Below are 13,622 nucleotides of genomic sequence, written 5' to 3'. Positions count from 1 at the left end.
CGGACTCCTCACTTGGCCGGCGCGGCGTTGGCGCCGGCCGTGCCCATGACCTGCAGGTAGGCGACCACGGCATCCATCTCGGTCTTGCCCTTGACCTCGTCGGCGGCCTTGGCGATCTCGTCGTCCGTGTACGGGACGCCGACGATGCGCAGGGCCTTCATCTTCGGGGCCATGTCGGCCGGGTTGACGGTGCCGGTGTTGAGCCACGAGTAAGCCGGCATGTTGGACTCGGGGACCAGGTCACGCGGGTTGTTCAGGTGGATGCGATGCCAGTCGTCGCTGTACTTGCCGCCGACGCGGTGCAGGTCCGGACCGGTGCGCTTGGAGCCCCACTGGAACGGGTGGTCGTAGACGAATTCGCCGGCCTTGGAGTAGTCGCCGTAGCGCAGCGTCTCGGCGCGGAACGGACGGATCATCTGCGAGTGGCAGTTGTAGCAACCCTCGCGGATGTAGACGTCGCGACCGGCCAGCTGCAGCGCCGTGTAGGGCTTCAGGCCCTCGACCGGCTGGGTCGTGGAACGCTGGAAGAACAGCGGCACGATCTCGACGATGCCACCCCAGATGACGGTCAGCAGGACCAGCACGATCATCAGGAAGTTGCTGGTCTCGATCTTCTCGTGACCGCTCGCGGGCTTGTGTGTGTTTGCCATGTGTTGTGCTCCTTGCGCCTCAGGCGTGGGCCGCGGCCAGGGGGATGGGCGCGGGCTCGACACGACCGTTGCGCACGGTCATCACGGTGTTCCAGGCCATGATCAGCATGCCGCCCAGGTAGAGCAGGCCGCCGACGACGCGGATCACGTAGAAGGGATAGGTCGCCTTGACGCTCTCGACGAAGCTGTAGACCAGCGTGCCGTCGGGGTTCGTCGCACGCCACATCAGGCCCTGCATGACACCGGCGATCCACATCGCGGCGATGTAGAGGACGATGCCGATCGTGGCGACCCAGAAGTGCAGCTCGATGGCGCGCACGCTGTACATCGCCTTGCGGCCGAACAGGCGCGGGATCAGGTAGTACAGGGCGCCCATCGACACCAGGCCGACCCAGCCCAGCGCGCCGGAGTGCACGTGGCCGACGGTCCAGTCGGTGTAGTGGGACAGCGCGTTGACCGTCTTGATCGACATCATCGGGCCCTCGAAGGTCGACATGCCGTAGAACGACAGCGACACGATGAGGAACTTCAGGATCGGGTCGTCACGCAGCTTGTGCCAGGCACCCGAGAGGGTCATGATCCCGTTGATCATGCCGCCCCAGCTCGGCGCGAGCAGCACCAGCGAGAAGATCATGCCGATCGACTGGGCCCAGTCCGGCAGCGCGGTGTAGTGCAGGTGGTGCGGACCCGCCCACATGTAGGTGAAGATCAGCGCCCAGAAGTGGACGATCGACAGGCGGTACGAATACACCGGGCGTTCGGCCTGCTTGGGGATGTAGTAGTACATGATCCCCAGGAAGCCGGCGGTCAGGAAGAAGCCCACCGCGTTGTGGCCGTACCACCACTGGACCATCGCGTCCTGCACGCCGGCATAGGCCGAGTAGCTCTTCGTCAGGCTGACCGGGATGGCCGCGCTGTTGACGATGTGCAGCAGGGCCACCGCGATGATGAAGGCGCCGAAGAACCAGTTCGCCACGTAGATGTGACGGACCTTGCGGGTGCCGACGGTGCCGAAGAACACGATCGCGTAGGACACCCACACGACGGCGATCAGGATGTCGATCGGCCATTCGAGTTCGGCGTATTCCTTGCCCGAGGTGAAGCCCAGCGGCAGCGAGATGGCCGCCAGCAGGATCACCAGTTGCCAGCCCCAGAAGGTGAACTGGGCCAGCGCCGGCAGGAACAGCCGGGTCTGGCAGGTGCGCTGCACCACGTGGTAGCTGGTCGCGAACAGCACGCAGCCGCCGAAGGCGAAGATCACTGCATTGGTGTGCAGCGGGCGCAGGCGCCCGTAGCTGAGCCACGGGATGCCGAAGTTGAGTTCAGGCCACGCCAGCTGGGACGCGATGATCACGCCCACCAGCATGCCCACGACCCCCCACAGGATCGAGGCGAGGGCGAATTGCCGGATCACCCCGTCGCTGTAGACGGGTGATGCCGTCTGTGTTGTCACTGCCATTGATTGCTCCTTCGAAGCTCATTCGTCATCTGTTCGGCGCGGATTCTTTGTCACTTCGTAACGGCGCCGCTTGATTCGCATCAACCCCGGTGGCGCGCGCGGCCAAAGCGGGTGAGTTGTCGTCGCCCAGCAACCTCAGGCCCTCGCGTTCGAGGTCGTCGAACTGGCCCGAGCGCAGCGCCCAGGCGAACACGACCAGGATGCCGAAGACGAGGACCACCGACAGCGGGATCAGGAGATAGAGGATGTCCATGATTCAGGTTCCCGACGTCGCCGTCATGACAGGACGCTGATCGATGCCGACCGGCGATCGAACAGCATCCTCGTGCTGATCGGCCTTCCCGGCCGGCCGTGCGAGTCGCAGACCGTTCAGCACGACCAGCAGCGAGCTGAGCGCCATGCCCAGTCCGGCCAGCCAGGGCGGCAGCCAGCCGACCAGCGCCAGCGGCACGCTGACGAGGTTGTAGGCCAGTGCCCATACAAGGTTCTGACGCACGATGCGAACGGTGCGGCGCGCGGTGTCGTGCAGCAGCACCAGATCGCCGATGCGATCGGACAGCACGATGACATCGGCACGCGCCTGCGCCAGCGCGGCCGCACTGCCCATCGCGATCGAGACATCGGCACGCGCCAGCACCGGCGCGTCGTTGATGCCGTCGCCGACCATCGCCACCGCCTCGCCCTGCCCCTGCAGCGCGGCGACGGCATCGAGCTTGTCCTGCGGCGTGCAGCGGGCCTGGTGGGCGCCCAGTCCCAGCCGGGCGGCCATGCGGGCGACCGGGCCGGGCTGGTCGCCCGACAGCAGGCGGGTCTGCAGGCCGGCGGCATGCAGGCGCTGCACGGCAGCCTCGGCATCGGGTCGCAGCGTCTCGTCGAACTCGAAGCGCAGCAAGGGCCGCCAGGCAGCATCGGCCTCGACCGCCAGCCACACGGCCGGACGGTCGACGCCGTCGGCATCCGCACCGCAGAAGTCGGCCGAGCCCAATCGCCAGGAATGCCCGTCGACACGGGCCTGCAGGCCGGCACCGGGCTGTTCGGCCAGGTCGTCCAGGGCCACCGGCAGCGATGCCGGAACGGTCGACGCGGCCTCGGCCAGCGCCCGCGCCAGCGGGTGACGCGAACGGGCGGCCAGCGCATCGGCCACGGCCCGCACCCGCTCGGGTGCGACGCCGTCGAGGTGGCTCAGCGACTGAGCCTGTGCCAGCGACAGCCGGTCCTCGGTCAGCGTGCCGGTCTTGTCGAACACGAGGTGGCGCACGCGGGTCAGCACCTCCAGCGCATCCAGCCGCTGCAGCAGCACACCGCGCCGCGCCAGGTCACCGGCAGCGGCCAGCCAGGCAACCGGCGCGCCCAGCGACAGCGCGCACGGGCAGGTCACGATCAGCACGGCGACCGCCACTTCCAGCGCCCGCGACGGGTCGATGCGCAGCCACACGACGTAGGCCCCGATCGCCAGCGCCAGCACCGCCCACAGGAACGGCCCGGCGATGCGGTCGGCGCTGACCAGGAAGGACGGCCGCTCGGTCAGCGCTCGCTCGACCAGCGCGACGATGCGCTGGAAGCGGGTCTGCGCGCCGAGCTGCGTGACCCGCAGCGTCACCGGCGCACCCAGGTTCAGGCAACCGGCCGCGACGCGGTCGCCGGGACCCCGCTCGACCGGGCGCGACTCGCCGGTCAACATGGCCTCGTCGACCTGGGTGCGGCCGTCGATCACCTCGCCATCGGCGGCGAAGGCCTGGCCGACGTGAACGCGCACGACATCGCCCAGCGCCAGCTCGGCGGCCGGCACGCGTTCGACGCGGCCATCGGCCAGCAGGCGCTCGACCGCGTCGGGCAGGCGGCGCATGACGGCGTCGAGCGACTGCGCGGCGCGGGCGCGGGCGCGGCTTTCGAGCAGTCGCGCGCCGAGCAGGAAGCTGACGAACATGGTCAGCGAATCGAAATAGACCTCGTGGCCCATCACGCGGGTCGCCTGCAGGCCGCCGAAGGTGGCGGCCGAGCTGGCCACGAAGGTGACGACGATGCCCAGCGTGACCGGCACGTCCATGCCGATGCGGCGCTGGCGCAGCGAGCGCCATGCGCCCTGGAAGAACGGTCCGGCGGCGAACAGCACGACCGGCACGCTGAGCACCCAGCTGGCCCAGCGCAGCAGCTGGACCATGTCGGCGCTGATGTCGCCCGGCTCGGCCACGTAGGCCGGCGTCGCGTACATCATCACCTGCATCATGCAGAAGGCGGCCACGAACAGCCGCCAGATCGCCTGGCGCGACTCGCGCTGCGCCAGCGCGACGGCCTCGGCGCCGGTGTCGGGGAAGGCGCCATAGCCGGCCCCGCGCACCGCCTCGATCAGCTCGGAGACCCGCGTGCGCGCGGGGTCCCAGTCGACCACCGCACGCTGCGCCGTGCCGTTGACTTCGGCACGCCGGACCCCGTCGACGCGCTGGAGCGCGCCCTCGATCACGCCGGCACAGGCGGCACAATGCAGCCCGCCCAGCAGCAGCCGGGTGCGCCCGGTGCGCGTGCCGTCAGCCCCGTCCAGCCATTGCGTGCAGACGGCCAGCGTGGCCGGCGCGTCGACCGCCGCCGCCTGGGTCTCGGTCAGCGCCGACACCCCTGCCGGGACGGCGGTGTTCAGCGCAGCAGGGTTGGCGGTGGGCAGGGACATGGGGCAGACGGGAACGACCGGCGGTACGACAGCGGGTTCCCGATGAACCCGGCCAGGGCATTCTGAAACAGCAGCGGCGATTCAACATGATCCAGATCAAGATGACTACCCCGAGCGGTATCAAGACAACGCCGGCCCGCCGGCTGGCACACGGGCTGCGCAGGGCCATGCTGGCCTGGGTCGCGGCGCTCGCCAGCCTCATCGCCGCACCGGCGCTGGCGCAGTCCCAGCAGTTGCCGACGATCGAGCTGAGCCTGGGCATGCACCGCATCGAGGCCGAGGTCGCCGGCAACGCCGCTCAGCGCCAGATCGGCCTGATGAACCGCCCGACGATGCCGCCCAACCACGGCATGCTGTTCGTGTTCGAGGGCCCGGACATGCACTGCTTCTGGATGCGCAACACGCTGCTGCCGCTGTCGATCGCCTTTCTGGCGGCCGACGGGCGCATCGTCAACATCGAGGACATGGCGCCGCAGACCGACACCTCGCACTGCCCGCGCGAGCCGGTGCGCTTCGCGCTGGAGATGAACCAGGGCTGGTTCGCCAAGCGCGGCTTCAAGGCCGGCGACAAGGTCGGCGGCGCGCCCTTCGCGAAGTGAGCCGGCCGGCGGGGACGGCGTTCAGCGCGTCTTCGCCAGGATCCGGTTCTTCAGCTCGGCCAGCATCGCCACGGCAATGTCGCGGCCGGCCTGGATCGAACGCTTGCGGGCCGAGAAGTCGGCGCTGGAGATGCCCGTCAGCTTCGGGCGCAGCACGACATCGGCCTCCTTCAGCTCGAAGCTGTTGATGCTGCGGCCCATGATCGAGAAGGTCTGCAGCAGCATCTTCATCGCGTCGCCGGTGGCGGCGCCTTCGGGCGGCGACGAGATGTCGACCGCGATGACGAGGTCGGCGCCCATCTGGCGCGCATAACGCACCGGCACGGGCGCCACGAGGCCACCGTCGACGTATTCGCGACCGCCGATCGAGACCGGCTGGAACACCGCCGGCACCGAGCTGGACGCCCGCACCGCCGTGCCCGCATCGCCGCGCCGGAACAGGATGCCCGAACCGTCGTCGAGGTCGGTGGCGACGATGCCCAGCGGCATCTTCATCTGCTCGATCGTCTTGCTGCCGGTCTGGGTGCGGACATAACGCGCCAGCGCCTCGCCGCGGATCACGCCGCGCAGCGGGAAGGACCAGTCGGTGATCGTGGCCTCGTCCATCGTGTCGGCCAGCCTGGCCAGCGCCTGGCCGTTGTGGCCGGACGCATACAGCGCGGCGACGAGGCTGCCGGCCGACGTGCCGACGACCAGATCCGGGCGGATGCCGTTTTCCTCCAGCACCTGGATCACGCCGATGTGGGCGAACCCGCGCGCCGCGCCGCCGCCCAGCGCCAGACCGATCTTCGGCGGCTTGGGCGTCGCCGGCACCACCGGAGGCACCGGCGGCACGACCACCACCGGCGGCACCGGGTCGACCTGGCCGGGCGCCGAGGCGCCGCCGTCGACCGGGGTGACCACGGAGCCGCCCCCGTCGAGCCCCCACCGACAACGACCGGCGCCTGCGGCCCGCCCGGCGCGGTGGCGCAGCCGGTCACGAACAGGGTCAGCGCGAGTGCCCAGCTGCCGAACAGGCGGCCAGCCGGCCTTTTCGGCACGGGCAAGGACAAGGGAAACGTCAGGTTTTGGGGATGCATGGCGGCGAATTCTAGGGACCGGTCCGTGACGCCGACCCGATCCAGAAGCGCCTCATATTCCGCTGACCCATAAGCATCATCTGAATAAGTAGTTTGTTTATATGAAGGCTGTCCTTAGAGTCGCGACCCTGTCCGATGGCGCGTCCTGCCTGAGGGCCTGACCCTCGACTGGATTTCATGGACTGGCTCCCCCCCTTCGACTGGATCGCGATCCTGAGCGGCTTCGGCATCGGCCTGATCGTCGGCGTCACCGGCGTCGGCGGCGGCTCGCTGATGACGCCGCTGCTGATCTCGGTCTTCCACCTCGACAAGGCGGTCGCCATCGGCACCGACCTGTGGTTTGCCGGCCTGACCAAGGTCTCGGGCTCCTGGGCCCACCACCGCCACGGCCACGTCGACTACAAGATCACCACGCTGCTGCTGGCCGGCAGCATCCCGGCCTCGATCGGCACGACCGCCTGGATGCACATGGTCGGCATCACCAAGAAGGCCGACAGCCTGCTGAGCTTCGCGCTCGGCATCGCGCTGGTGCTGACCGCCGTGACCATCATCCTGCGGCCGGTCTGGCACCGCGTCGGCCTGTGGCTGGAGCGATGGATCACCGATGCGCGCCGGCCCTGGCTGACGCTGGCCTGCGGGCTGATCCTGGGCGTGCTGGTCTCGCTCAGCTCGATCGGTGCCGGGGCGCTGGGCGCCACGCTGATCCTGCTGCTCTACCCGCGCCTGCCCACGCCGCGCCTGGTCGGCACCGACATCGCCCACGCCGTGCCGCTGACGCTGGTGGCCGGCATCGGCCACGCCACGCTGGGCAACGTCCACTGGGCCCTGCTGATCGAGCTGCTGCTCGGCTCGGTGCCGGCGATCTGGCTCGGCGCGAAGCTGACCAAGCTGCTGCCCGACATCTGGACCCGCCTGGCCCTGTCCTGCGCGCTGCTGCTGGCGGCGCGGAAAATCCTGCTGATCGCCTGAGCCTGCGGGCTCCGCCGGACGCTCCCCCTACACGCCTTTCCCGCCGACGACCGCCATGTACCAGTACACCGACTTCGACCGCCAGTTCGTGCGCGCCCGCGCCGCCCAGTTCCGCGATCAGCTGACCCGCAACCTCGCCGGCCAGCTCGGCGATGACGAGTTCCGGCCGCTGCGGCTGCAGAACGGCTGGTACATCCAGCGCCACGCGCCGATGCTGCGCGTGGCCGTTCCCTACGGCGAACTCAACAGCCGCCAGCTGCGCACGCTGGCGCAGATCGCGCGCGAGTTCGACCGCAGCTACGCCCACTTCACGACGCGCCAGAACGTCCAGTACAACTGGATCCCGCTGCCCCAGGCCGCCGACGTGATGGAGCGTCTGGCCGAGGTCGACATGCACGGCATCCAGACCAGCGGCAACTGCATCCGCAACATCACCAGCGATGCGCTGGCCGGCGTGGCGGCGGACGAGGAGATCGATCCGCGCCCCTACTGCGAGATCCTGCGCCAGTGGAGCACGCTGCACCCCGAGTTCGCCTTCCTGCCGCGCAAGTTCAAGATCGCCGTCTCCGGTGCCCGCGAGGACCGCGCCGCGATCGGCTGGCATGACGTCGGCCTGAAGCTGGTGAAGAACGCGGCCGGCGAGGTCGGTTTCCAGGTCCAGGTCGGTGGCGGCATGGGCCGCACGCCGATCATCGGCAGCGTCATCAGCACCTTCGTGCCGTGGCAGCAGATCCTTGTCTACCTCGAAGCGATCGTGCGGGTCTACAACCGCTACGGCCGCCGCGACAACGCCTACAAGGCGCGCATCAAGATCCTCGTCAAGGCCGAGGGCCAGAAGTTCTTCGACGCCGTCGAGGCCGAGTACCGCGCGATCCTGACCCACGACACCGACGCCGACGCGCAGGTCATCCCGCAGGCCGAGTTCGACCGCGTCAACGCCTGCTTCGTGCGCCCGGCCGGCGTCGCGCCGCGGGCCGAGTTCGATGCCGAGGCCGCCGCCGACAGCACCAGCGCGCCGCAGGCCTATCGGCGCTGGCTGCAGCGCAACGTGCACGCCCACCAGGTCGCCGGCTACCGCGCGGTGACGCTGTCGGTCAAGCGTGCCGGTCAGGCCCCGGGCGACGCGACCGATGTCCAGATGGACCTGGCCGCCGACCTGGCCGACCGCTACAGCAGCGGCGAGCTGCGCGTCACGCACGACCAGAACCTGCTGCTGCCGTGGGTGCCCGCCAGCGACCTGCCGGCGCTCTACGAGGCCGCCAAGGCCGCCGGCTACGCGACGCCCAACATCGGCCTGGTGACCGACATGATCGCCTGCCCGGGTGGCGACTTCTGCGCGCTGGCCAATGCCCGCTCGATCCCGGTCGCCGAGGAGCTGACCGCCCGTTTCGATGATCTGGACGAGGTCTTCGACATCGGCGAGATCGACCTGCACATCAGCGGCTGCATCAACAGCTGCGGCCACCACCACAGCGGCCACATCGGCATCCTCGGCGTCGACAAGGACGGCACCGAGTGGTATCAGGTCACGCTCGGCGGCTCGGACGGCTCGGACCACGCGCCGGTGGCCGTGCCGGGCAAGGTGATCGGCCCGTCGTTCGCGGCCAGCGAGATCGCCGATGCGGTCGAGGCCATCCTCGACACCTACCGCGCCCAGCGCCTGTCGGGCGAGAAGTTCATCGACGCGGTGCGCCGTCTGGGCATCGACCCGTTCAAGGCCGCCGCCAATGCGCAGCGCACGGCCACGGCGCGCGCCGAAGCCTGAGCCCGAGTCCGAGCCTGAGCCCCGATTCCGAAAGATCGACCATGAAGTTCATCACCACCCACCACGACCCCGCCTGGACCACCGTCGGCGGCGAGGACGGCCCGTCGCCGCACCCGATCGCCCGCGACGGCCAGCTGCTGACGCTGGAACAGTGGCATGCCGTGCGCGACACCTGGCCGGCCGGCCTGCGCACCGGCGTGATCCTGGCCAACACCGACGACGTCGAGAACATCGCCGCCGACCTGCCGCGCCTGGCGCTGGTCGTCATCGAGTTCCCGAAGTGGGTCGACGGTCGCGCCTACAGCCAGGCCCGCCTGCTGCGCCGCCGCTACCGCTATGCCGGCGAGGTCCGCGCCCGTGGCGACGTGCTGGTCGACATGCTGCCGCTGCTGCAGCGCTGCGGCGTCGATGCGGTCGTGCTGCGCCATGACCAGTCGGTCGAGGCGGCCGAACGGGCCCTGGGCTTCTTCGGCGGCCACTACCAGGGCGACGTCAGCGAGACCCGTCCGCTGTTCAAGCGCCCGGCCGACGCGGCCTGGAAGTCGACCGACGCCGACTTCGTCAACGCCGGCGCGGCCATCTGATCGGCACACGCCAGAGGAGTCACGACATGGGTGCCATCGACCTGTACGCCCGGCAGAAGCCGGGTCATGAAGACCGCCTCGCGCAGGCCATCGAGACGCTGCGTGAAGCCGCCGCCGCCCACCCGGGCGCCATCGTGCAGGCCACCAGCCTGGGCGCCGAGGACATGGTCGTCACCGACCTGATCCAGCGCCACGCGCTGCCGATCGCCATCGGCACGCTGCAGACCGGCGCGCTGCACGCCGAGACCGTCGCGCTGATCGGCCGGCTGGAGTCGCATTACGCGGCGCAAGGCCTGAAGGTCGAGGTCTACGAGCCGAAGAACGAGGCCGTCATCACCTTCGTGCGCGACCACGGCGACAAGGCGATGTACGAGAGCATCGCGCTGCGCAAGGCCTGCTGCGGCATCCGCAAGCTCGAACCGCTGTCGCGCATGCTGGCCGACCGGCAGGGCTGGATCACCGGCCTGCGCCGCGAGCAGTCCAACAACCGCGGCGGCATGCAGCGGGTCGAGTCCGACGACGCCGGCCGCGCCAAGTACAACCCGCTGATCGAGTGGACCTGGAACGACGTCTGGCACTACATCGCCAGCCACGGCATTCCGTACAACCCGCTGCATGACCAGTTCATGCCCAGCATCGGCTGCGCGCCCTGCACCCGCGAGATCGCGGTGGGCGAGGACTTCCGCGCCGGCCGCTGGTGGTGGGAGGACGAGAACGCCAAGGAATGCGGCCTGCACGTCCACCAGACCGAGGCCGGCCAGGCCTGAGGCTCACGGCCTGAGCCTGCGCACCGCCCGACCAGAACAACGACATGAACCCCCGACGACGACCATGACCCAACTGCTGCCCGACGTGGACCACCGCCACCTCGATGCCCTCGAGGAAGAGGCGATCTTCATCCTGCGCGAAGTGGCCGGCGCCTTCGAGCGCCCCGGCTTGCTGTTCTCCAGCGGCAAGGACTCCTGCGTGGTCCTGCACCTGGCCGAGAAGGCCTTCAAGCGCAAGGTCAGCGCGGCCGGCGAGCGGCCGCGCTTCACCGGCAAGCTGCCCTTCCCGCTGGTCCATGTGGACACCGGCCACAACTTCCCGGAGGTCATCACCTTCCGCGACGAACGCATCGCCGAGATGGGCGAGCGGCTGATCGTCGGCCACCTGGAAGACTCGATGAAGAAGGGCACGATCCGCCTGGCCCACCCGCTGGAATCGCGCAACGGCCACCAGACCGTGACGCTGCTGGAGACCATCGAGGAGCACCGCTTCGACTGCATGATCGGCGGGGCCCGTCGCGACGAGGAGAAGGCGCGCGCCAAGGAACGCATCTTCAGCCACCGCGACAGCTTCGGCCAATGGCAGCCCAAGGAACAGCGCCCCGAGCTGTGGAGCCTGTTCAACACGCGCATCAAGCCGGGCGAGCACTTCCGCGCCTTCCCGATCAGCAACTGGACCGAGCTGGACGTGTGGCTCTACATCGAGCGCGAGAAGATCCCGCTGCCCGACATCTACTACACCCACAAGCGCCAGATCTACCGCCGCAAGGGCCTGCTGGTGCCGGTCACCGAGGTGACGCCGCCGGACGCCGATGACGTGGTCGAGACGGTCGACGTGCGCTTCCGCACCGTCGGCGACATGACCTGCACCTGCCCGGTCGAGAGCGACGCGGCGACCACCGCCGACATCGTCGCCGAGACGCTGCAGGTGACCGTCAGCGAACGCGGCGCGACCCGCATGGACGACCGCACGTCCGAGGCCTCGATGGAGCGCCGCAAGAAAGAGGGCTATTTCTGATGAGCACCCAACACATCGACGCCGGCGCCGAACTGGCCCACAAGGCGCTGCGCTTCCTGACCGCCGGCAGCGTGGACGACGGCAAGAGCACGCTGATCGGGCGTCTGCTGTTCGACAGCCGCGGCATCCTGGCCGACAAGCTCGACGCGCTGGAGAAGCGCGCGGCCGGCGCGCCGATCGACCTGTCGCTGCTGACCGACGGCCTGGAGGCCGAGCGCGAACAGGGCATCACGATCGACGTGGCCTACCAGTACTTCGCGACCAAGACGCGCAAGTTCATCATCGCCGACGCCCCCGGCCATGAGCAGTACACCCGCAACATGGTGACGGCCGCGGCCGGCTCGGATGCGGCCGTCGTGCTGGTCGACATCACCAAGCTCGACACCGCCGTGCCCGAGGTCGTGCTGCTGCCGCAGACCCGCCGCCACAGCCTGCTGGCGCGCCTGCTGCGCGTGCCGAGCATCGTCTTCGCGGTCAACAAGCTCGATGCCATCGATGCCGGCAGCGAAGCGGCCTTCAAGGCCGTGTCGACGGCGCTGGAGAAGTTCGCGGCCGAGGCCGGCATCACCGTCAAGGGCATCGTGCCGGTGTCGGCGCTGCGCGGCGACAACGTCGCCACGCCGTCGGCCAACTGGGACTGGTACACCGGCCCGACGCTGCTGCAGTTGCTGGAGACGCTGCCCGTCACCGACGAGGCGCACGACGGCAACCTGCTGGTGCCGGTGCAGTACGTGGCCCGCGACGACGGTGAAGGCACGGGCCATCAGCACCGCGTGATGTGGGGCCGCATCGCCCACGGCAGCGTCAAGCCCGGTGACACGGTGCAGATCTTCCCGAGCGGCGAGACGGCGGTCGTCGCGGCCGTGCGCCATGCCGGCATCGACGTCGACGGCTGCGAGGCCGGCCAGTCCGCCGGGATCGTGCTGGACCGCCAGGTCGACGTCTCGCGCGGCGACTGGATCTTCACGCCCGGCAGCAGCCGCACGGTGCAGGAGTTCAAGGCCACGCTGGCCTGGCTGGACACCGAGCCGGCCGTGCTGGGCCGCAAGTACTGGGTCCGCCACGGCAACCGCTGGGTGCAGGCGCGCATCACCGAGATCGCCCACAGGCTCGACATCAACACGCTCGAAGAGGTCGACGCCCACCAGCTCGGCGTCAACGAGATCGGCCACGTGACGATCCAGACCCAGCAGGCGCTGCCGGTCGAGGCCTATGCGGCCAACCGCGTCGGCGGCGCGCTGATCGTGGTCGACCCGACCACCAACCGCACCAGCGGCGCGCTGCTGGTGCAAGCCGCCGCCTGAGGCAGCACGAGCCGGACACCGACGTGGGCCGCGTCGTCTTCATCGGTGCCGGACCGGGTGCCGCCGACCTGATCACCGTGCGCGGCCTGGCCCGGCTGCGCGCGGCCGATGTCGTGCTGGCCGATGCGCTGATCGACCCGGCGCTGCGCGCCGAGGCCGCACCGGACGCGCGCTGGATCGACGTCGGCAAGCGCGGCTTCAGCGCCGACAGCACCGGCCAGGCGCGCATCAACGCGCTGCTGGTCGAGAGCGCCCGCGGCGCGCGGCTGGTGGCGCGGCTCAAGGGCGGTGACCCGAGCCTGTTCGGGCGGCTGGAGGAAGAACTCCAGGCGCTCGGCGAGGCCGGCATCGCCGCCGAGGTCGTGCCCGGCGTCAGTGCCGCGCTGGCCGCTGCCGCGATCACGCAATGCCCGCTGACCCGCCGGGGTGCCGGCCGCAGCGTCGCCTTCAGCACGGCGATGACGCAGGCCGGCGCGCTGGAGGCCCGTCGCAGCGCCGACACCGAGGTCTTCTACATGGCCGGCCGCCAGCTGGACGTGCTCGGCACGAAGCTGCTGGATGTCGGCTGGCCGGCCGACACGCCGGCGCTGGTCGTCTCGCGCGCCGGCTGGCCGGACCAGCGCATCGGCCATCACACGGTCGGCACGCTGGCCGAGGCCATCGCGCAGCATGCCGGCCGGCCCACGCTGGTGACCGTCGGCGTCGGTGCCCGCCCGGTCGACGCCACCCCCTAAAATCGCTCGCTTGTCCGCCGCACCGGCCG

13 protein-coding genes are annotated in these 13,622 nt (G+C 69.9%); 8 read left to right on the top strand and 5 right to left on the bottom strand.

Annotated features, from left to right (window positions below; all coding sequences use genetic code 11):
- Positions 1-8 precede the first annotated feature (8 nt).
- The 4 genes from ccoO to ACWA7K_RS04835 are packed head-to-tail and all read right to left on the bottom strand — an operon-like array spanning position 9 to position 4,774.
- Positions 9-650, bottom strand: coding sequence for a cytochrome-c oxidase, cbb3-type subunit II (ccoO, locus tag ACWA7K_RS04850; protein ID WP_456166181.1), 642 nt, complete (start codon positions 648-650; stop codon positions 9-11).
- 19 nt (positions 651-669) lie between these two features.
- On the bottom strand, positions 670-2,109 hold the full coding sequence (gene ccoN, locus ACWA7K_RS04845; RefSeq protein ID WP_456166179.1) for a cytochrome-c oxidase, cbb3-type subunit I: 1,440 nt from the start codon (positions 2,107-2,109) through the stop codon (positions 670-672).
- Between the two features lie 25 nt (positions 2,110-2,134).
- On the bottom strand, positions 2,135-2,362 hold the full coding sequence (gene ccoS, locus ACWA7K_RS04840) for a cbb3-type cytochrome oxidase assembly protein CcoS (protein WP_456166177.1): 228 nt from the start codon (positions 2,360-2,362) through the stop codon (positions 2,135-2,137).
- Positions 2,363-2,365: 3 nt separating this feature from the next.
- A complete protein-coding gene (locus ACWA7K_RS04835; protein WP_456166175.1) occupies positions 2,366-4,774 on the bottom strand; it encodes a heavy metal translocating P-type ATPase in 2,409 nt (802 codons plus the stop codon).
- Between the two features lie 101 nt (positions 4,775-4,875).
- On the opposite strand from ACWA7K_RS04835, the gene ACWA7K_RS04830 reads away from it, so the two are divergent.
- A complete protein-coding gene (locus ACWA7K_RS04830) occupies positions 4,876-5,373 on the top strand; it encodes a DUF192 domain-containing protein (protein ID WP_456210366.1) in 498 nt (165 codons plus the stop codon).
- A 21-nt stretch (positions 5,374-5,394) separates the two neighbouring features.
- Here the strand turns inward: ACWA7K_RS04830 and ACWA7K_RS04825 are convergent, their stop codons facing one another.
- A complete protein-coding gene (locus tag ACWA7K_RS04825) occupies positions 5,395-6,276 on the bottom strand; it encodes a patatin-like phospholipase family protein (protein ID WP_456166171.1) in 882 nt (293 codons plus the stop codon).
- A 353-nt stretch (positions 6,277-6,629) separates the two neighbouring features.
- On the opposite strand from ACWA7K_RS04825, the gene ACWA7K_RS04820 reads away from it, so the two are divergent.
- The 7 genes from ACWA7K_RS04820 to cobA all read left to right on the top strand — a co-directional run bounded on the left by ACWA7K_RS04820 (position 6,630) and on the right by cobA (position 13,593).
- A complete protein-coding gene (locus ACWA7K_RS04820) occupies positions 6,630-7,421 on the top strand; it encodes a sulfite exporter TauE/SafE family protein (protein WP_456166169.1) in 792 nt (263 codons plus the stop codon).
- 55 nt (positions 7,422-7,476) lie between these two features.
- The gene (locus ACWA7K_RS04815) at positions 7,477-9,186 is read left to right on the top strand and encodes a nitrite/sulfite reductase (RefSeq protein ID WP_456166167.1); all 1,710 of its coding nucleotides are present in this window, start codon (positions 7,477-7,479) and stop codon (positions 9,184-9,186) included.
- 41 nt (positions 9,187-9,227) lie between these two features.
- The gene (locus tag ACWA7K_RS04810) at positions 9,228-9,770 is read left to right on the top strand and encodes a DUF934 domain-containing protein (protein ID WP_456166165.1); all 543 of its coding nucleotides are present in this window, start codon (positions 9,228-9,230) and stop codon (positions 9,768-9,770) included.
- Positions 9,771-9,796: 26 nt separating this feature from the next.
- Positions 9,797-10,537: a phosphoadenylyl-sulfate reductase gene (locus ACWA7K_RS04805; RefSeq protein ID WP_456166163.1), complete on the top strand. Its 741-nt coding sequence runs from the start codon at positions 9,797-9,799 to the stop codon at positions 10,535-10,537.
- Positions 10,538-10,601: 64 nt separating this feature from the next.
- Positions 10,602-11,555: a sulfate adenylyltransferase subunit CysD gene (cysD, locus tag ACWA7K_RS04800; RefSeq protein WP_456166161.1), complete on the top strand. Its 954-nt coding sequence runs from the start codon at positions 10,602-10,604 to the stop codon at positions 11,553-11,555.
- Positions 11,555-12,859, top strand: coding sequence for a sulfate adenylyltransferase subunit 1 (locus ACWA7K_RS04795; protein WP_456166159.1), 1,305 nt, complete (start codon positions 11,555-11,557; stop codon positions 12,857-12,859). The genes cysD and ACWA7K_RS04795 overlap by 1 nt, the downstream gene beginning before the upstream one ends.
- Positions 12,860-12,882: 23 nt before the next feature.
- Complete coding sequence (gene cobA, locus ACWA7K_RS04790; protein ID WP_456166157.1) at positions 12,883-13,593, top strand: uroporphyrinogen-III C-methyltransferase; 711 nt, start codon at positions 12,883-12,885, stop codon at positions 13,591-13,593.
- Positions 13,594-13,622 lie beyond the last annotated feature (29 nt).

This window comes from Leptothrix mechoopdaensis (SeqCode), assembly GCF_053893855.1.
The sequence above is the reverse complement of the archived record's forward strand: the minus strand, read 5'-3'. Positions and strand labels throughout refer to the sequence as shown.